The organism is Pedobacter sp., from assembly GCF_039594775.1.
Lineage (GTDB): Bacteria > Bacteroidota > Bacteroidia > Sphingobacteriales > Sphingobacteriaceae > Pedobacter.
The window spans coordinates 1,021,792-1,041,216 of the sequence record NZ_JBCNMT010000001.1; the positions used below are offsets into that span (position 1 = coordinate 1,021,792).

Consider the following 19,425-nt stretch of genomic DNA (forward strand, 5'->3'; position numbering starts at 1 on the left):
ATGAAAACAAACATTCTTAATAAATATAGTTTGCTAGCGATCTTTGTATTGTTTCTTGGCGCAGGTTGTACCAAGGATTTCAAAGAAATCAATACCGATCCGGTAGCATATGGACCAAGTAACTTCGACCCAAACTACACACTGTCTACAGCGCAATTAACTTATACAGGCAGTATCGATTTCTCCTATGATACTTGGAGGGGAAATCTGATTTATTGTTCTACCATGATGCAGGGCCTGTCTACCGTGGTGAGTTATTGGGCAGGCGACAAATATATGCTGAATGAAGGCTATACGGCCGCTTACTGGGGTAATGCTGCAGTTGGTGCATACATAGAACAGGTACGCCCAATTGTAGATGCCGTTGAATTTACAAAAGGAAACGCGAAATACAGTAACTTACATAATGTTGCCCGTATTTGGAAAGCCGTAATTTTTGCCCGTTTGACAGATTTATATGGTGATGTTCCTTATTCGCAAGCCGGCCAAGGTTATTATACCAGTAACTACACACCGAAATATGATAAGCAGCAAGCCATTTATATGGATTTGCTAAAAGAAGTAGATGAAGCGACCAATGCTTTGAATCCAGCTGGAGATAAAGTAGCTGGTGATGTAATCTACAAAGGTGACATCGAAAAGTGGAAGCGTTTCGGTAATTCATTTATGTTGCGTTTGGCGATGCGTTTGGTAAAGATAGATGAAAATACCGCTAGAACTTATGCAACTAAGGCCATTGGCAAAACACTTACTTCTAATGCAGATGATGCCATTCTTGCACATGATGTGAGCGGGTCAAGGGTAACTCAGAACAGAAATAGCCAAGTACTATTGGGTGATGGTGGACAGGAGCATTACTACGTGAAATGGTCTAAAACCTTTATCGATTTGTTAAAAAACACTGCAGATCCTCGTTTAGGTAAAGTTGCAGTAACCAAATTGTATTTAAGCGATGGTTCTAAAGATCAAAATGCAAACTTTGATGCCAATCCTTTGGTACAAAAAGGTATGCCTAACGGTAAGGATTTAAGTAGTGTTCCCAGCCAAAATATTAGTTCTGATCCTTTTTATACTACTATGCCCGATTATTCTTCACCGCATCCAAATATGTTGAAGAGAAACGGCATCACCTTTATCCTATCATATGCCCAAACAGAATTGTTGCTTGCAGAAGCTGCTCAACGCTGGGGTATAGGCGGTAGTGCAGCTACGCATTTTAATAATGGTGTAAAAGCGGGTATTACAGGTTTAACCCCTTATGATGCAAGCATGGCTATTCCGGGGACTGCTGCGGATACTTATTTGCTTGCAAATGCTTATAATGCTGGAACTGGTTTGCAGCAAATCAATACTCAATATTGGCTGCAAAGTAATATACAACTAGATTTTTATGAAACTTGGAGCAACTGGAGAAGAACTGGTTTCCCTGCATTAACACCAGTGGTTTTCCCTGGTAATGCAACTAACGGAACCATTCCTCGTCGTTTCCCATACCCTGTAGAGGAGGCCGCAAAAAATGGTGTAAATTATCGTGAGGCTGCTGCTGCGGTTGTAGGGGGTGATAATTTGAAAGGCAGAGTTTGGTGGGATAAACAATAACGCTCAACTATCATATATTAAAAAGGCTTCGAACATCTCGAAGCCTTTTATTTTTTAGAAAGAAAAAGGATTAAGAAATTACCCAATTCCAACCAAAAGTATCTGGAGCTAAACCATATTTAATATCGTTCAACTTTTTAGCAATGCTATTAGAAACGGTTCTGGTAGCAGGATCAGTCAAAGTATAATCTTTACCTTGATAGTTGATTTCGCCAATGTGGGTTACCGTAGCAGCAGTTCCAGCAGCAAAAGCCTCGGTTAATCTACCGCTTTCGATACCTTCAATAATTTCTTTTACTGAAAGCCTTCTTTCTTCTACTTCAACACCATCAGCTTTAGCCAATTGGATAATAGTATCTCTGGTTACGCCATCTAAAACGGTAGTTCTTACTGCTGGAGTAATTAATTTACCATCAATTACAAACATTAAGTTTGCCGTTCCGGCTTCTTCAATAAACTCGTGAGTTTGGGCATCAGTCCAAATTAATTGGTCAAAACCTTCTTGTTTAGCTACCTCAAATGGATATAATGAACGAGCATAGTTACCTGCCGTTTTTGCAAAACCTACACCACCATCGTCAGCACGAGTAAATTCTGTTTCAATTTTAACCCTTAAAGCTTTATTGTAATATTTTCCAGTAGGGGTAGTTAAAATAGCGAAAGTATAAGTATCCGAAGCTTTAACACCTAGATATGGGTCAGTAGCATACATCACTGGTCTAATGTAAAGGGCATAATCTTCTTGAGCGGGTACCCATTTCTCATCAATATTGATTAACGTAGCCATTCCCTGCATGAAAATTTCTTCAGGAACTTCGGCCATCGCCATTCTTTTTGCCGATTTATTGAAACGCAGGAAGTTCTTGTCCGCTCTAAAAATGCTGATTTTGCCGTCAGGCAGTCGATAGGCTTTAATACCTTCGAAAATAGCCTGTCCGTAATGCAGGGCAGAAATGGCAGGGCTCATAGGAATTGGACCATAAGGAACTACTCTAGGATTTTTCCATTCACCATCCTGATAGTCGCACAAAAACATGTGATCGGTAAATACTTTACCGAATGGCAATTGCGAAAAATCAGTAACGGTAAGGCGAGTTTGCTCAACCTTTGTTACTTTGATGTCTAATGTTTCGGTCATTTTATAACATTTTTTAAGGAAGGCCTGAATTTCAATTACTTTTTCAGGCAACCTCGTGTTTATTTGCTGCAAAAGTACTAAAAATCAAGTGCTTTTTAAGCTTTTGCGAAGATTTAATGTTTGTTTTTTAGTGTTTGCAACACACTAAGTACCCATCCTTTTCCCCATTCGTCCATCTGTTCTCCAGTCCACAAGAACGGGTAGAAAATTCTTTTTTGGAAACGAGGAGGTAGATACTTTTGCCAATTGGTTCCTCCGGTTGCAGCAATATCTACAGGGTCTTTTTCCAGGTATCTTACGGCCGATTTATAATGGGACAAAGGCCACTCAACGTTTACATAAAGGTCTAGCTTACGCAATTCTTCTGCCAGCTCACTTACATCTTCACCATTGGTTTCCAATAGTTTATATAGTGAGGCAAAGTTGCTGTGTTCCCTTTCTTTTGCCAATGCTAAAAACTGGGCAGCATATTTATTGATAAACTGCTTTAAGGTTAAAGTCTGTTTGCCCGTAGCGAGCTCGGTAGCACCAAATTTCCAGTAGATATATTCAAATTTTTTTTCAATGCTAGCCGTTGCTAGTTCCTCTCTTTTGCTTTTATCTACCAACTGGGTGAAATCTGTGGCTGATATTTCTATCATGCGGTATTGCCCACTTTGAAAACCACTGGCTGGTAATAGCGACATGCGGAATTTCAGGAACTGTTCTTTTTCCATACCGTTCACCATCACTTCAAAAGAGGTAGTGAGTGCATTGAAATAAGCATTTATTCTTTTTACACGCTCAGTAAAAAACTTGGCAGTTAAACTTTCATGTTCTGCAATTTGCCTGCATTCATGTAACGATAGCTTGAAATACAGCTCCGTAATTTGGTGGTACATGATGAAAATCTCCTCATCAGGAAAGGGTGTTTTGGGGCTTTGCAAGCTTAACAAAGTATCCAAGTGAATGTAATCCCAATAAGTGAGGAAATCGGCGTATAAAAGGCCATCAAGGTAAGAGACCATATCTTGGCCCATGGCTTCGTATTTTTCTTGAAGCAGGGTTAGTTTTTCTTTGATTTGTGGAGTAAGTTCCATTTGTTTTGTCTTTTAAGTTTTTTGATTGCCTCGCGCCAAAATAGGCAACATGTGTTTACGTCTGTATGTTCCCCTTTGGAGAGGGTAGGGGGAGGAATTAATTTCTGCAAAGTGCAGTTCTGTTTTAAAAGACAGTAACTAGCTGGGCCTATCTATGATAAGACTAAAATTGAAAATCCGTATCCACGATGAAGATAACATGACGTTGTTTTAGGCATTTTGTCATTCAGAGCGTAACTTGTACCGATTTATCGGTAGCGAAGAATCGCCAAAGAATGTATGAAAGAGATTCCTCGTTCCTCGGAATGACAATTAGCTTGTTAAATAACACTTAAAGTTAATACAATACCCTAAATTTTATGGTATGCTCAATTTTTTTCAATGACTTGAATAATTGCTTATCGTACTCCGTATTAATATCGGTAATGGCATAGCCGATGGTGCTATTGGTCATCAAAAACTGACCTACAATATTGATGTTATGCTTTGCAAAAATAGTATTGATTTTTGCCATAATGCCCGGTACGTTTTTATGGATGTGGATCAATCGGTGTGATTTATCGATGGCAGGCAATTGTAAGTTTGGAAAATTACAGCTTAAATAAGTGGTGCCCTTGTTCATGAAATCGGCCACACGTTTAGGGATAAATAACGAATTTCTTGGGTTTGTTTTGGCATCATCAAAAACTACAATGCCCATTTCATTACAGGTTTGCAATGATAATTTGTTCTTGGCATTGCCCAAATACCCAATCGTTTTAAGCTTAACCGCTCTTTTTAGCTTCTCCTCTTCAATTTTTTCGCCGTTGGCTAAAATCATCATGCCTACATCACCTACGTATTTCTCTTCAAATTCGGTTTTATGGCGAATAGAGAAACCATCTTTTTTAAGGAAGTTGATCGTGTCGGGAGGAACATCACCAACAACCAGGCACAAGATTCTGTTTTTAGGGTAAGATATTGCCCTTGGCAAATTGTTTACGTATAGAAACTCATCGAAACTAGGTGTAACGTGGTCGGCTTTGGTGACAATGCTTTCTCTAGCAATATTCTCCGTAAAGGCATAGAATTTTTTAATCAAACCACTTTCGCGAAGCTGAAAATCAGAATAGCCATCACCAATACCGTACAGATCGCCTTGTAGGTTTAATTGCTGCATCAATTTTACTTTGCCTCCTTCTTCACTTAGAGGATTGGAATGGTCGTAATCTATAATTTTGCCATCACCAGTGGTTACAAAGGTATTGGCATAAATATTTTCCTTTTTAATATGATATTGGCTTACCACCGGGGTAATAAACTCTTTAAAACCTCCCGAGACAATTAGCACCTCATCTGCGTGTTTTTTAAAGAAATCCGCATTGCGGGAAAAAGATTTTGATACTTTCTTTTTTAGATGTTTGATGAGTTTTTGCAGATGTTCTTCATTGGCTTCGAGCAGTTTTACGCGTTGGGCTAAGCTTTCCGAAAATGATAGTTTGCCTTCCATAGCCAGGTTGGTATAATCTTCTATCTTTTGATAAATCGCCTCACGCTCTGGGTGCTTGGCTAAGGAAATACGGGCTAATTCGTCTAAGGCTTCAACTTGGGTAAATGTGCTGTCAAAATCAATGATGTAAAAGTTCTGCTGTTTCATCTGGAGTTTATTTCAAGGCCTTGCATACTTCTGCAATGCTTTGGTCTAGGGATTTAAATTCGAAGTTTAGGGTATCTTTTATTTTTTGGTTGCTGTAATAGCTGAGGTTGAAACTGCTGCGGGCCGCATCTTTGGTCAGGTCGGGGGCTTTGCCCGTGAAAACTGAAGCGAGTTTAGCGGCTCTCCATGCAATGCCCAACATCCAAGGTTTTGCTTCTATAGATGGCGCTTTGATTCCAAAGCCCTGAGCAATTTGTGCAAAAAAGTCTTTGTAGTGCAAGTTGTCGGCGCTTAAGGTAAAGCGCTCGGCGGTGATTTCACTATTCATCAGCAAAACCATGGCTTTGGCCACATCTTCTACATCCACAATGCCCGTGGCACCGTCGGTGTAAAACCTAAGGCCATCTTTTACCAATTTAAAAATGGCTCCACTGCCATTATAACCGGTATTTTTGCCAATAATTACTGCCGGATTTACCACTACGGCATCCAATCCTTCGGCTATGCCACGCCAAACTTCCATTTCGCCTTCATATTTTGAAATGGCATAGTTGTGGGCTTTGGGGTCATATTCCCAGAAATGCTTCTCGGTAATGAGTTGGCCTTCCTTGGCAATGCCCAAAGCTGCAATGGAGCTTACGTGCAATAAACGCACATTGTTTTCCATGCAAAGGTTAACAATATTGGCCGTGCCCTCAATGTTGATCTTAAAAAGTTGGGGTTTATCTTTAGGGTTAAATGATACAGTTGCTGCGCAATGATAAACTTGGGTGATGCCCTCAAAAGCATCGGCAAGGCTTTCGGTCTCATTCACATCGGCCAAATGCCAAGTAACCAATGGATTGTTCTGTAGCAGGGTTGGAATAATTGAGCTGTTTCTTTTAATCGCTCGCACCGCTATATTGTTGTCGGTAAGCTGCTTCACCAATTCTGCCCCTAGAAAACCCGTAGCGCCTGTAACAAGTATCATTTCATTTTTTTAAAGAATGCTGGAGCCTGCTTTTTAACGAAACAAGGCGTATTTAAAACATAATTTTAAACAGGCTCTTAATATATGCGCCCAAAAATAGATATTTGGGGGCAAACATTTAAATAGCTTTATGACTTTGTCCGATTTTTTTTCGCCAATAGACCCAGAAAAATTTACGCCTAAGAAAGGTTTCTTAACCAGTCAGTTGGGGATGAAGGTAGAATTTTTTACCGACACTTTTCCAGATTTGGAAGAGGGCAAGTACGATTTGGCGATTTTAGGTGTAAAGGACGATAGGGGAGCGGTACACAATAATGGTTGCTCTTTGGCTCCCGATTATTTTCGTGAACAGTTTTATCTGCTCAACGAAGGGCAGGTGAATACCAAGATGGTAGACTTGGGAAATATCATTGCCGGACAAGAAATTTCGGATACCTATTTTGCTTTAAAAACAGTTGTTGCCGAATTGGTGAAACTCAACATTGTTCCCATTATTATTGGTGGTGGGCAAGACTTGACCTATGCACAATACATGGGCTATGAGCATTTAGAGCAAAAAGTTGATTTATTGGTGGTGGATAATCGTTTTGATATAGATGAGGACGATTCAGAAGGAGTGGCAACCACCTCGCAAAGTTATTTGAGCAAAATTTTTCTACACCAGCCTAATTACCTGTTCAATTATAGTAACATGGGCTATCAAACTTATTTTGTAAGCCAAGATAGTTTACGCGTTATGGACAAGCTTTATTTTGATGTGCACCGTTTGGGTGAATTTGTTTCGGATTTATCTGTTTCGGAACCCGTAATCCGTAATGCCAACATGGTGAGCTTTGATATGGGCGCTATTCGCTCAAGTGATGCCTGTGGCAATATGAATATGGTGCCCAATGGTTTTTACGGTGAAGATGCTTGCCGTATTGCCCGATACGCGGGAATGAGTGATAAACTGACATCTATTGGTTTTTATGAGTTTAACCCGGCTTTTGACAAAGGGAGCCAAACGGCTATGCTGCTCTCGCAAATGGTGTGGTATTTTGTAGATGGATATTATGCCAGAAAGAAAGATTTTCCGTTAACACCAAAATCACAATATATTATTTACAGAGCTACGGTGAACGATGGTGCTACAGAAGTGAATTTTGTGAAGAGCAAAAAATCCGATAGATGGTGGATGCAAGTGCCTTATCCTGCAAACGGCTCTAAAAATGAACGTTTTCACTTGGTTCCTTGTCGTTATGATGATTATAATACGGCAGTTAAAGGTGAAATGCCAGACCTGTGGTGGCGCACTTATCAAAAACTCATCTAAGATTGACCAACAAAACTTAGATATTCGTATATTTGAATAACAACTTATTATACTAAACGAATAAGTTCTATAGGAACCTTATATCACTAACACTTTAAACAATGAAAAAAGTAATTCTATCTGCCTTATTGCTGGCTCCAGTAGCATTAATGGCTCAATCGGATTTTACCTTAAAGGGTACTACAAAATCGGTAGCCAATGGCAATAAAGTATATCTCGTTTATGCCGAAAATGGACAGCGAGTAACCGATTCGGCTATTGTAAACAATGGCTCTTTTGAGTTCAAAGGCAAAGTAACCTCGCCGGTAATGGGCAATTTGTTCAATAATGTAAATCCATATAAAAAAGGGGCTAATACCCGTAATATGGATTTCACCGGTTTATACATTGAACCAGGAAATATCACCATCAACAGCGCTGATAGCTTGAAATCGGCAGTGGCTGGTGGTTCTCCGGTAAACATTGACAACGCAAAATTGAATGCTTTGTTGAAACCTTTCGCTGAAAAGGAAAAAGCGCTTAACGAGGAGTATGCTAAATACACCAAAGAGCAAAAAGAAGATGAGGCCGTAATGGATGTTTTTATGGAAAAGTACAACGCGGTTAGAGACCAAAAAACTCCTGTCTATTTAAGCTTTGTTAAAAACAATCCAAAATCGTATATCAGCCTAGTTCAATTAGGTTCTTTAGCTTCAAATGACAAGGTAGTTGGTGAGGTTGAAAAGTTATATGCTACGCTTTCACCTGAATTGAAGGCAACCAAAACTGGACAGAGCATCCCTAAAACTATTGAAGCCACTAAAAAAACTGCAGTGGGCGTAATGGCGATGGATTTTACACAGAACGATCCAAATGGTAAAGCGGTAAAACTATCTGATTTTAAAGGTAAGTATGTGCTAATTGATTTCTGGGCTTCTTGGTGCGGTCCTTGCCGTAATGAGAACCCAAATGTAGTGGCTGCTTTTGCTAAATTCAAAGATAAAAACTTTACTATTCTTGGCGTTTCTTTGGATGGTGGTAGCACTAAAACAACCAAAGAACAGTGGTTGAAAGCTGTGGAAGATGACAAATTAACTTGGACACATGTATCAGACATGCAAGGCTGGGCAAACGAAGTATCTACAGCTTGGGGCATCAGAGGTATTCCTGCAAATTTCTTGGTTGATCCAAGCGGTAAAATTATCGCAAAAGACTTAAGAGGTGGTGCTTTACACAAAAAGCTTGCTGAAGTTTTAGATAAAAAAACAAAATAAGACCTTTCGAAAGGTGTCTATGAAGGGCTTCTACTTAAGGGTAGAAGCCTTTTTTTGTAATAAGGTGTCATGCTAATAGCTAGTTCTAACGCTGTTGAATTTGTGATGTGGTTTAAAGGATAATATAGGCACAATAGGAGAGTTGTTTTAGTGATTATGGCGGATACTGTTTAAGAAAGATAAACCAAAGTCTTTTTATTGCAATGGGCTTTGTTATGTGCCTATGTGGTTCGTTTATCCATCGAGGATTGTATTAAAAAGAAATAAATCACATACAACATTATTTTTGTCTATTATGGTGATTTATGGAGTAAACAAGTTTGAGAGTTGTCTTGCTCGATGTGTCTCTTTGTGTGCGGGAGTAAAGAGATGTTTATATGATCATTCCCAATGCTACAAAAACTACACCCACAAATGAGATAAGGAATGCCGGCTTGCCAAAGAGAAGGCCTAGCACAACGCCTGCAATGATCAAGAAAATGCCAATCCAAATATAGCTGGTCGAATTTGTTTGCCCGTCTGGCGAGAGTTGCGGTGTATCTTTGTTGCTTTCGGTTTTTACAATAGCTTCGTCTTTATCAGGTGTAGTTGTTTCCACTTTGCTATTGCTAGGTAAAGCAGCGCCGGTAATTGGTGCGGGTGCCAGAATTTCTTCTTCAGCCTTAGCTTTCTCCTTTTCTGCTTTGATAACCGGTTTGGTCTTGGCTATCGCCTCCTCTTTTTTTATTGGAGGTGTAACAACGGGTTTTGGTGTGCTATTGGGCTTTACTGTTGGCTTGGCTATGGTTTTTTCTTTGGCAACTATGTTGTTTTTTGGATTTGGGGTACTGATTACTTTGGGTTTCGGCGCAACAGTTTTATGGGGTTGAGCTTTAGTAGGGGCAGCAGTTTTTGTGGAAGCATAAGTTGAAACCTTTTTACTAAATATTGCTTTGGGTTTGCTGTTAACGGTAGTGGGAACATTATCCGCAGGTAATTGCACTACATCTTTTTGGGGCGTAATTTCTTTGGCGGTAACTACTACTGTAACTCTCTTAGGTTGTTCTTGCTGAGAAAAACCTAAAAAAGGGAGCATGAGCATTCCCAATAGGAGGAAAGCGCAATAAAATGGTTTATTTAGGTTGTTGGTCAAGCTACAGTTTTGGTTGTTCTATTTTGTAACAAAAAAATGTGCCAATTAGCCAAATAGGTAGTTGCAATAAAAAAAATCCCGACCAGTGCTACCGCGATAGACCTAATCGGGATGTGGATAATCGCACCTTGTAACTACAAGTTTACGAATAAATGTTGATAAATGAGAAATTATTACCTCAAATTGAGATTATATAAGGTCAAAGCCAATGTCTTCTCTGAAATATTTGCCATCAAAATATATTCTGGCAGCATCAGCAGTAGCACTTTGTAATGCTTCAAACTGGGTGTCTTTTACGCTGCTAATGGCTAAAACCCTGCCGCCGTTGGTTTTAACAATGCCACCTTCTAATGTGGTACCTGCGTGAAAGGCATATGAATCTCTGATGTTCTCTAAACCGGAAATGGCTTTGCCTTTTTCGTATTCGCCTGGGTATCCTCCTGCCACGATCATTACCGTAGCAGCATTTTTAGGGCTGATCTTAATTTGGTAATTGCCAAGTTCCTTGTTGGCACTAGCGATAAAGAGTTCAAGCAGGTCATTCTCGATTCTTGGAATAACGCTTTCCGTTTCGGGATCGCCCATTCGGCAATTGTATTCGATCACATATGGGTCATCGCCTACTTTGATCAACCCGAAAAAGATAAAACCTGTATAATCGATACCCTCGCTGGCTAAACCATTTACTGTAGGTTTAATGATCTGCTCTTCGATCTTATTTAAAAAAGTAGTATCGGCAAAAGGAACAGGAGAAACAGAGCCCATGCCGCCAGTGTTTAGTCCGGTATCACCTTGGCCAATGCGCTTGTAATCTTTCGCTTCGGGCAAAGTCACATAATTTTTTCCATCGGTTAATACGAATACCGATAATTCAATACCTGTTAAAAATTCTTCAACTACTACGGTAGAGCCAGCTTTGCCAAACTTGCCGTCAAGCATTAATCTTAACTCATCTTGTGCTTCTTGGTGATTATCAATGATCAAAACACCTTTGCCTGCAGCAAGCCCATCAGCTTTGAGTACAATAGGAAGGCTATGTTGAGCTAAATAAGCTAGGCCCTCATTTAGGTTTTCGTTGGTGAACGATTTGGATTTTGCCGTAGGGATGTGATGGCGATCCATAAATTGTTTAGAGAAATCCTTGCTTCCTTCTAATACAGCACCCTCTTTTTTAGGGCCGATTACCGGAATATGAGCCAGCTCTTCATCATTGACAAAAAAATCGTGGATACCTAATACCAGAGGCTCTTCGGGACCAACTACCAACATGTCAATCTGTTCTTTCAAAGCAAGTGCTTTTATTGCTTCAAAATCGTTGGGATTAATGTTTACGTTTTTTCCGTAGTTGGCAGTGCCTGCATTGCCCGGAGCAATGATCAGTTTGTCGCATTTTTCCGATTGGCTTAATTTCCAGGCAAAAGCACATTCTCTTCCGCCAGAACCTATTAGTAAGATATTCATAACGCAAAGATATTGCTTTCTGCTTACGAGGGGTATAAAAAGTTAAAAGTGGAAGTAAAAGTTGAGGATTTCTGTTCGGGGAGCACCAAGCCGAGCTTCGATGATGGAAAATTTGATTTTCGAGCTCTAGGCTTTTGCTCGGATATCTAGTTTTTCGCTTTTTATTTTCAATAGCGAGTAAATAAATGACCACAAATAGTGAATTAAGGCCGAATAATTAATCGAATAAAAAGCTGATTATGGTAAATATATCGACAATTGTGGCCTTTTATTATAGAAGGAATAAGGGCTTTGGTATGGCTAAAAGCCTTTGAGTCCGAAATCAAATTTCTGATTATAAAAGAATAAAACTAGATTTGCCGCAATAATGAGGCATCTTGTCACCATATCGCTTGTGTTTTTCAGTCTTTCCCACTTGGCTAAAGCCGACCGTGTGGAAGGGACTCGTTATTTGACCGAGCGTTATTGCGCCAAGCAGCAAACCACTTCAGAGCAAAGTTCTATTCGTTCGATACAGGATTTGCAAGATCTGCCGCATTTTATCCTGTCTAATAACCAGTTGAGTGCCATTGGAGTGCTTTCTGGCGAAAACTGTATCAAGTACAATGTCCGTAATCAGCCTCTTGCTTATTCGGTTACGTTAGAAAATCCGAGGAACAATAGCCCCTAGCGCTGTTAAAACCCAAACACGTTATTTCGTTAATAGCGAAGAGAAAACGCTACAGCTGTCAAGTTGACCTGTGTTAAGGGTATGGCTTGGTTGTTGTATGTTCTTTTACGATTTTACCTGCTATGGTAGGTAGAGATTTACGAAATACAATTGTTGAAGCCTGGTGACTGGCAATTTTCGAAGCAATTAACCGAATACAGTTAACCCATTTTCAACAATTAACCAATTAAAACAATAATACCATTTAACAACAGAATAAACATGTTAGGATTTTTAGCCAAGATTTTTGGAAGCAAATCAGAAAGAGATATAAAGGCGCTACAGCCTATTGTAGCGCAAATTAACGAGGAATATGCAAAGTTGGCTTCGTTAAGTAATGATGAACTTAGAAATAAGACCATTGAATTTAAGGCAACCATTGCTTCGGCATTGGCTGGCATCGATGAAAAAATTGCCAATTTAAAAACACAGGCAGAAAGCGCTGAGCTTTCATTGCAAGAAAAAACCAATTTATACGATGAGGTTGATGCCTTGGGTAAAGAGCGTAATGTAGAGTTGGAAAAAGTATTGCAACAAATATTGCCACAAGCTTTTGCCGTAGTTAAAGAAACCTCACGTCGTTTAAGCGAAAATGAAACGTTGGAAGTAAGCGCTACCGAATTTGATAGGGAATTGGCTACCAGAAAAAACAATGTTAAAATTGTTGGCGACAAAGCTTTATGGGCCAATAAATGGGAAGCTGCAGGTAACCAAGTGGCGTGGAACATGGTGCATTATGATGTTCAGTTGATCGGAGGTATGGTGTTGCACAGCGGTAAAATTGCCGAAATGGCTACTGGTGAAGGAAAAACCTTGGTGAGTACCTTGCCCGCTTATTTAAATGCATTGGCCGGACAGGGTGTACACATTGTAACGGTGAACGATTATCTTGCTCGTCGTGATAGTGAGTGGAATGGCCCATTGTTCGAGTTCCATGGTTTAAGTGTAGATTGTATCGATAAACACCAACCAAATTCTGAAGAAAGAAGAAAAGCATATTTAGCAGATATTACTTACGGTACCAATAATGAGTTTGGTTTCGATTACTTGCGTGACAATATGTCGCAAACACCAGAGCAACTGGTACAACGTAAGTTGCATTTTGCTATGGTTGATGAGGTCGATTCAGTTTTAATTGATGATGCCCGTACACCATTGATTATTTCGGGACCAGTTCCTTTTGGCGACCAACACGAGTTCCACGAGTTGAAACCACGTATTGAACGTTTGGTAAACGCACAAAAAGCCTATGTAACACAAGCTTTAAACTCGGCAAAAAACTTAATCAACAGCGGTAATGTAGGTACAGAAGAAGGTGAAGGTGGTTTAGCGTTATTGCGTGCACACCGTGGTTTGCCTAAAACTAAGGCCTTAATCAAGTTCTTAAGTGAAGGTAACAACAAGCAAACCTTACTTAAAACAGAAAACTACTACATGGCAGATCAGTCTAAGAACATGCCTAAAGTAGATGCTGAGTTGTTTTTCCATATTGATGAGAAAAATAACCAAGTAGAGCTGACGGAAAAAGGAATTGAGTTGATCACCCAAACCGGTGAAGACCCAAGTTTCTTTGTGTTGCCAGATGTGGGAACTGAAATTGCCGAAATCGAAAAATCGAGCTTGAGCAATGAAGAAAAAATTGCACAAAAAGATGCTTTAATGCGTGATTATGCAGTGAAAGCAGAACGTGTGCACTCAATCAACCAATTGTTAAAAGCTTATGCCTTATTCGAGAAAGATGTAGAATACATTATTGATGAGGGCAAGGTTAAAATTGTAGATGAGCAAACTGGCCGTATTATGGAAGGCCGTCGTTATTCAGATGGTTTACATCAAGCAATTGAGGCAAAAGAGAATGTGAAAGTAGAAGATGCTTCACAAACTTATGCAACAGTTACTTTGCAAAACTATTTCCGTATGTACCATAAACTTTGTGGTATGACGGGTACAGCAACTACGGAAGCTGGCGAGTTTTGGTCAATCTATAAGTTGGACGTAGTGGAAATTCCTACCAACAGGGTAATTTCTAGAAAAGACGAACAAGATTACGTTTACCGTACGGTAAGAGAGAAATATAACGCGGTAGCCGAAGAAATCGTAAAATTAACGGAAGCTGGCCGACCAGTATTGGTGGGTACTACCTCGGTAGAAATTTCGGAATTGTTAAGCCGTATGCTCAAATTGAGGGGCATTAAGCACAATGTATTGAATGCGAAGATGCATCAAAAAGAAGCGGATATTGTAGCTGAAGCAGGTCAGGCAGGTCAGGTAACGATTGCTACCAACATGGCTGGTCGTGGTACCGACATTAAGTTGGGCCCAGGAGTTAAAGAAGCTGGAGGTTTGGCCATTATTGGTACAGAGCGTCACGAGTCTCGTCGTGTAGACAGACAGTTGCGTGGTCGTTCAGGTCGTCAAGGTGACCCAGGTACTTCGCAGTTCTTTGTATCTTTAGAGGATAACTTGATGCGTTTATTCGGTTCAGAGCGTATCTCTAACATCATGGTGCGTATGGGTATCGAAGAGGGTGAGGTAATTCAACACTCAATGATTACCAACTCGATTGAGAGAGCGCAGAAGAAAGTAGAAGAAAACAACTTCGGTGTACGTAAGCGCTTGTTGGAGTATGATGATGTGATGAACTCACAACGTTCGGTAATTTATGCTAAGCGTCGTAATGCCTTATTTGGTGAACGTTTGGACGTTGATATGAACAACATGATTTTTGATGTTGCCGAAGATATCGTAACCGAATATAAAGAAGAATCGAACTACGAAGGCTTTAAGCTAGAAGTAATCAAAAACTTCTCGGTAGATACTGAAATCACTGAACAAGAATTCAACAGCAAAAAAATCCACGATTTAACAGATAAGTTATTTGAGGAAGTAACGACTTTCTATATCCGCAAATCGGAAGCGGTTGTGAACCAAGCGATGCCAGTATTGCAACAAGTATTTGCAGATAGAGGTGATGTGATTGAGCAAATTGTGGTTCCTTTTACAGATGGTATCCGCCATATCCAAGTTCCAGTGGAACTTAAAAAGGCGATTGAGAACAACGGTAAGGAAATTACCAAATCTTTCGAGAAAACCATCGTATTGGCTTTAATTGATGATAGCTGGAAAGAGCACTTGCGTGAAATGGATGAGTTGAAGCAATCGGTACAAAATGCAGTTTATGAACAAAAAGATCCATTGATCATCTACAAAATGGAAGCTTTTAACTTGTTCAAAAACATGCTTAATGTGGTGAACAAAGAAGTAGTGAGTTTCTTGTTTAAAGGTGGTATCCCGATGCAACAGGAGCCTGAGCAAGTAAGAGAAGCGGTTGCCCCAAAACCTCAACCTAAGTTGAATGCAACCAAACAGGAGTACGGTGATCAATCTGACTTGGATTTAGTAGGTGATACCCGTGAGCCTCAGCCTTTGCAGCCGATTAGAAAGGAAGCAACCGTTGGACGTAACGAACCTTGCCCTTGTGGAAGTGGCAAGAAGTTTAAAAACTGCCACGGAGCAAACGCATAATAGAAGTATTACCTAGACTTATGAAGTTTATAAAACTTCGAAAGTCTTAAAAAAATAAAAGCCCCAAGTGTTTTAACACTTGGGGCTTTTTTGTGCTTTTAATCTTTAAATTATTCCCTGTCATTTCGACGATAGGAAGTTGGCTAGTTTGAAAATATTTTAATATTGAAAAGGAATGTTCACACATTTCCTGACGAATTTCGACTAAACAATATTTATTGCTGCTAAAGAGATTTGTATTAGCAGTTTAGAATGTCGATTTTTGCAAACCTAAACATTTCGTCATTGCGAGGAGGAACGACGCGGCAATCTTTGAGTATGAGAATTTTATTTTTGATTTCTTCCCTATTTATAACCTATGCCTCTTTTGCGCAAAACAAAGGTGAGGTAATTGTGGTAAAAGATCCTTTGATAGATAGTTTGATTGCAAAACGTATAGAACTGAACAAAGCGAGACCAACCACAACAAGTCCGTCAGGAACAGCCATTGTTTCCTCAATGGGTTACCGCGTACAAATTTATTACGGTGCCGATAGACGTGAGGCATTTTCCGAGCAAGCAAAATTTAAGGCAAGCTATCCCAAACTCAACACCTATATTACTTACAAAGAGCCTAACTATTACTTGCGGGTGGGCGATTATCGGACTAGGCTAGAGGCTCAGAAATTTTTAAACGAACTGCGGCCCAGCTATCCAACCTTGTTTATTTTTAGAGAAAAGATAAACGCACCAATTTTAGAACAATAGATTTAAATTGGTTAATTGTTGAAACTGTTTAATCGGTTAACCGAGAAGTATGCCAAGCCAAGAAACAAACCAACTAACCATCCAAAAAACTAAATAACAATGAAACAAAAAATACAAGAACTATCCGCTCAAATATTTAATGAAGTGGTAGGTTTTCGTCAACATATACACGCCAATCCCGAATTGTCTTTTCATGAGTACGAAACTTCAAAGTATGTTAAAGATAAATTGACCAGTTGGGGAATTCCTTTTACGGAAATGGCCAATACTGGAGTGGTAGGTTTAATTACAGGGGCTAAAGCTTCTGATCAAGTTATCGCTTTGCGTGCCGATATGGATGCATTGCCTATTAACGAAGCAAATGACAAACCATACAAATCAAAAAATGAAGGCGTGATGCATGCCTGTGGACATGATGTGCACACCTCATCGTTGTTAGGCACCGCTTACATTCTTAACCAAATGAAAGATGATTTTGCTGGAACCGTCAAATTGGTTTTTCAACCAGCAGAAGAGTTGTTACCAGGTGGTGCAAGTATCATGATCAAAGAAGGAGTATTGCAAAATCCTGCACCGCAAGCCATCATTGGACAGCATGTAATGCCTTTAATAGAAACTGGAAAAGTAGGTTTCCGCTCGGGAATTTATATGGCCTCCACAGATGAATTGTATGTAACGGTTACCGGAAAAGGCGGACACGGCGCACAGCCACACCAAAACATAGATCCTGTATTGATTACTGCCCATATTATTGTAGCCCTACAACAAATCGTAAGTAGAAATGCCGATCCCCGCTTGCCATCAGTGCTGTCTTTTGGCAAAGTAAATGCTAATGGAGCTACTAATGTAATCCCGAACGAAGTAAAATTAGAAGGAACTTTTAGAACACTGAACGAGGAATGGAGAAATGACGCACATCGTTTGATGAAAAAAATGGCAGAAGGAATCGCAGAGAGTATGGGCGGAAGTTGCCATTTCGATATCCACAGAGGTTATCCGTTTTTAATTAACGAAGAAAAATTAACCGATAATGCCAGAGCAAATGCCGAAGAATATCTTGGAAAGGAGAACGTTATAGACTTAGATATTTGGATGGCTGCCGAAGATTTTGCCTATTATTCGCAGGTGACCGATGCTTGTTTTTATCGTTTGGGAACTGGAAATTCGGCTAAAGGAACGACTTATTCAGTACATACACCGAATTTTGATATCGATGAAGATGCCTTAAAAACCTCTACCGGTTTAATGGCTTATTTGGCCTTGAAACAATTGGGCAATTAACTTGTCAAATAAATGTTAGGCATATAAATTGCTAAAGTAAAAAGCATTTGCCTTTTACTTTAGCTTTAATTTTGATCATGAAGAGATATTATTTCGTTATTCTTTCGCTACTGTTCTTTGTTGAAACCAAGGCACAGCAAATTCCTCGTTTTAATCCCGACACCATCAAAACCATTACACTTGATTCGGTAGTAAACATCAAGGCAAAACGATTGAATATTGAAACTTTTATCGATGCCATTATCAATGATACCAGTTTCTATCAGGCTTTCCGAAATATGAAAAAATATACCTTCATTGCCGAAAATAGAGTATTCACTTATGATAAGAAAAATCAAGTTGATGGTCGCATCTATCGGAAGATACGTCATAACAATGATGGCCCGTATAAAATGGAATATCTGGTGAAGGAAGATAATGGTAAGGTGTATAAAAAGAATGGCAAATACCAGTTGTACACGGTGGAGATGTTCGATTATATTTTTATGAATGCCTATAACACTGATTTTGTGCCCAATTCTGCTCCAAGTACGGAGAAAGGTAAAAAAAGTACCAATGAGGGTTATAAGGATAAACTAAAAACCTTAATATTTAATCCAGGAAGGCCTATTAAAGGTATACCATTTATTGGAAGCAAAACAGAGATTTTTACTGCAAACATGCGTCAATACTATGATTATGCTTTCCATAGTGGTACTTATTTAGATTCTATTCCCGTTTATCGCTTTAAAGTTTCCGTGAAACCGGATCTGTCAAAATGGACGAAAGATGGAATCATGATCAAGGAATTGGTCACTATTTTTGATAAACGTAACTTTGAAATTCTGGGTCGTTACGTGGATATGAAATATAGCAATATGCTATTCGACTTTGATGTGCAGATGAATATCGAAATGAGCTATTTTGATGAAGTAAAACTGCCTACGAAAATCACCTATCAAGGTAATTGGGACTATCCGTTTAAAAAAGAAGAAAGAGCGAGCTTTTTGGTACTACACAAAGACTATCGCTTGGGAAAAGGGAAGTAGTAGCTAGGGCTTCAATGAGGCATCGTTAACCAGATACTTGCTTAGTTTTTGCGACATGTTCTCGTAGTCTATTTTTTCTTTCTTGGCATCTATTTTTAGCTCGGCACCATGAATTACGTTATGTAAAATCATACTTAAACTAACTACGGCCGCTGTTCCGCCAACACCAACCAATATAGCTACGTTAGCATCGTCAATAGATTGAGCCGCGGCGATAGTACCCGCTGCCAAAGCTCCGGTAATTACGGCATAACCCACATCGCTACGGTGCTTGTAAACTTTGATGCGATTTATTTTTTGGTAGGCAACCGAATGGGAAACATCTCTCTTATCAACCAATACCAGTTCCGTTTCATTAATAGCTGTAATTTTCCCATGAACTTTTTGGCTCCCTTCAACAAAAACTAATGCTGTAAAAGGCGCTCTTTTCTTTTGGGCAAAAGCAACATTGATAAAAAGAAGAGTTAGTAAAAAAACAAATGACGATTTGGCCAATAATTTCATGAGTATGGGTCGAAAAATTTAACCAAAGATAGAAAATAAATGCTATGTTGA

At 39.5% G+C, this 19,425-nt stretch carries 15 protein-coding genes; 8 read left to right on the forward strand and 7 right to left on the reverse strand.

The genetic code is table 11. The features are described 5' to 3' along the window. Complete coding sequence (locus ABDV71_RS04405; protein WP_343531209.1) at positions 1 to 1,599, forward strand: SusD/RagB family nutrient-binding outer membrane lipoprotein; 1,599 nt, start codon at positions 1 to 3, stop codon at positions 1,597 to 1,599. A gap of 70 nt (positions 1,600 to 1,669) precedes the next feature. On the opposite strand, the gene ABDV71_RS04410 is transcribed toward ABDV71_RS04405, so the two are convergent. From ABDV71_RS04410 to ABDV71_RS04425, 4 genes are all read right to left on the reverse strand, one after another. After that, positions 1,670 to 2,737, reverse strand: a complete 1,068-nt coding sequence (locus ABDV71_RS04410; RefSeq protein WP_343531210.1) for a branched-chain amino acid aminotransferase — start codon at positions 2,735 to 2,737, stop codon at positions 1,670 to 1,672. A gap of 113 nt (positions 2,738 to 2,850) precedes the next feature. After that, positions 2,851 to 3,816, reverse strand: coding sequence for a tryptophan 2,3-dioxygenase family protein (locus ABDV71_RS04415; protein WP_343531211.1), 966 nt, complete (start codon positions 3,814 to 3,816; stop codon positions 2,851 to 2,853). A 337-nt stretch (positions 3,817 to 4,153) separates the two neighbouring features. Further along, complete coding sequence (locus tag ABDV71_RS04420) at positions 4,154 to 5,452, reverse strand: HAD-IB family phosphatase (RefSeq protein WP_343531212.1); 1,299 nt, start codon at positions 5,450 to 5,452, stop codon at positions 4,154 to 4,156. Between the two features lie 7 nt (positions 5,453 to 5,459). Further along, entirely contained in the window at positions 5,460 to 6,422 is a 963-nt protein-coding gene (locus ABDV71_RS04425) for an NAD-dependent epimerase/dehydratase family protein (RefSeq protein WP_343531213.1), read from the reverse strand. A 130-nt stretch (positions 6,423 to 6,552) separates the two neighbouring features. Between ABDV71_RS04425 and ABDV71_RS04430 the strand changes: the two genes are divergently transcribed. Together ABDV71_RS04430 and ABDV71_RS04435 are read left to right on the forward strand one after the other, a co-directional pair. Further along, positions 6,553 to 7,734 (forward strand): formimidoylglutamase, encoded by a 1,182-nt coding sequence (locus ABDV71_RS04430; RefSeq protein ID WP_343531214.1) that lies wholly within the window; start codon positions 6,553 to 6,555, stop codon positions 7,732 to 7,734. 101 nt (positions 7,735 to 7,835) lie between these two features. Further along, a complete protein-coding gene (locus ABDV71_RS04435) occupies positions 7,836 to 8,987 on the forward strand; it encodes a redoxin domain-containing protein (RefSeq protein WP_343531215.1) in 1,152 nt (383 codons plus the stop codon). Between the two features lie 373 nt (positions 8,988 to 9,360). Here the strand turns inward: ABDV71_RS04435 and ABDV71_RS04440 are convergent, their stop codons facing one another. Together ABDV71_RS04440 and purD are read right to left on the reverse strand one after the other, a co-directional pair. Beyond that, a complete protein-coding gene (locus ABDV71_RS04440) occupies positions 9,361 to 10,062 on the reverse strand; it encodes a hypothetical protein (RefSeq protein WP_343531216.1) in 702 nt (233 codons plus the stop codon). Between the two features lie 246 nt (positions 10,063 to 10,308). Then, the gene (purD, locus tag ABDV71_RS04445) at positions 10,309 to 11,580 is read right to left on the reverse strand and encodes a phosphoribosylamine--glycine ligase (RefSeq protein ID WP_343531217.1); all 1,272 of its coding nucleotides are present in this window, start codon (positions 11,578 to 11,580) and stop codon (positions 10,309 to 10,311) included. 367 nt (positions 11,581 to 11,947) lie between these two features. On the opposite strand from purD, the gene ABDV71_RS04450 reads away from it, so the two are divergent. From ABDV71_RS04450 to ABDV71_RS04470, 5 genes are all read left to right on the forward strand, one after another. Continuing rightward, positions 11,948 to 12,250: a hypothetical protein gene (locus ABDV71_RS04450; RefSeq protein WP_343531218.1), complete on the forward strand. Its 303-nt coding sequence runs from the start codon at positions 11,948 to 11,950 to the stop codon at positions 12,248 to 12,250. Between the two features lie 261 nt (positions 12,251 to 12,511). Further along, positions 12,512 to 15,814 carry a preprotein translocase subunit SecA gene (gene secA / locus ABDV71_RS04455; protein ID WP_343531219.1) on the forward strand — a complete coding sequence of 1,101 codons (3,303 nt, stop codon included), beginning with the start codon at positions 12,512 to 12,514 and terminating at the stop codon, positions 15,812 to 15,814. Positions 15,815 to 16,132: 318 nt separating this feature from the next. Then, on the forward strand, positions 16,133 to 16,561 hold the full coding sequence (locus ABDV71_RS04460; RefSeq protein WP_343531220.1) for an SPOR domain-containing protein: 429 nt from the start codon (positions 16,133 to 16,135) through the stop codon (positions 16,559 to 16,561). A 99-nt stretch (positions 16,562 to 16,660) separates the two neighbouring features. Continuing rightward, a complete protein-coding gene (locus ABDV71_RS04465; RefSeq protein WP_343531221.1) occupies positions 16,661 to 17,842 on the forward strand; it encodes a M20 family metallopeptidase in 1,182 nt (393 codons plus the stop codon). A 77-nt stretch (positions 17,843 to 17,919) separates the two neighbouring features. Continuing rightward, positions 17,920 to 18,870, forward strand: a complete 951-nt coding sequence (locus tag ABDV71_RS04470) for a hypothetical protein (RefSeq protein WP_343531222.1) — start codon at positions 17,920 to 17,922, stop codon at positions 18,868 to 18,870. Between the two features lie 3 nt (positions 18,871 to 18,873). On the opposite strand, the gene ABDV71_RS04475 is transcribed toward ABDV71_RS04470, so the two are convergent. Beyond that, positions 18,874 to 19,374 carry a hypothetical protein gene (locus ABDV71_RS04475; RefSeq protein WP_343531223.1) on the reverse strand — a complete coding sequence of 167 codons (501 nt, stop codon included), beginning with the start codon at positions 19,372 to 19,374 and terminating at the stop codon, positions 18,874 to 18,876. Positions 19,375 to 19,425: the final 51 nt, after the last annotated feature.

Coding starts and splice junctions, on each gene's coding strand:
- ABDV71_RS04405 (WP_343531209.1), top strand. CDS start 1: ATGAAAACAAACATTCTTAATAAATATAGTTTGCTAGCGATCTTTGTA.
- ABDV71_RS04410 (WP_343531210.1), bottom strand. CDS start 2,737: ATGACCGAAACATTAGACATCAAAGTAACAAAGGTTGAGCAAACTCGC.
- ABDV71_RS04415 (WP_343531211.1), bottom strand. CDS start 3,816: ATGGAACTTACTCCACAAATCAAAGAAAAACTAACCCTGCTTCAAGAA.
- ABDV71_RS04420 (WP_343531212.1), bottom strand. CDS start 5,452: ATGAAACAGCAGAACTTTTACATCATTGATTTTGACAGCACATTTACC.
- ABDV71_RS04425 (WP_343531213.1), bottom strand. CDS start 6,422: ATGATACTTGTTACAGGCGCTACGGGTTTTCTAGGGGCAGAATTGGTG.
- ABDV71_RS04430 (WP_343531214.1), top strand. CDS start 6,553: ATGACTTTGTCCGATTTTTTTTCGCCAATAGACCCAGAAAAATTTACG.
- ABDV71_RS04435 (WP_343531215.1), top strand. CDS start 7,836: ATGAAAAAAGTAATTCTATCTGCCTTATTGCTGGCTCCAGTAGCATTA.
- ABDV71_RS04440 (WP_343531216.1), bottom strand. CDS start 10,062: ATGCTCCCTTTTTTAGGTTTTTCTCAGCAAGAACAACCTAAGAGAGTT.
- purD (WP_343531217.1), bottom strand. CDS start 11,580: ATGAATATCTTACTAATAGGTTCTGGCGGAAGAGAATGTGCTTTTGCC.
- ABDV71_RS04450 (WP_343531218.1), top strand. CDS start 11,948: ATGAGGCATCTTGTCACCATATCGCTTGTGTTTTTCAGTCTTTCCCAC.
- secA (WP_343531219.1), top strand. CDS start 12,512: ATGTTAGGATTTTTAGCCAAGATTTTTGGAAGCAAATCAGAAAGAGAT.
- ABDV71_RS04460 (WP_343531220.1), top strand. CDS start 16,133: ATGAGAATTTTATTTTTGATTTCTTCCCTATTTATAACCTATGCCTCT.
- ABDV71_RS04465 (WP_343531221.1), top strand. CDS start 16,661: ATGAAACAAAAAATACAAGAACTATCCGCTCAAATATTTAATGAAGTG.
- ABDV71_RS04470 (WP_343531222.1), top strand. CDS start 17,920: ATGAAGAGATATTATTTCGTTATTCTTTCGCTACTGTTCTTTGTTGAA.
- ABDV71_RS04475 (WP_343531223.1), bottom strand. CDS start 19,374: ATGAAATTATTGGCCAAATCGTCATTTGTTTTTTTACTAACTCTTCTT.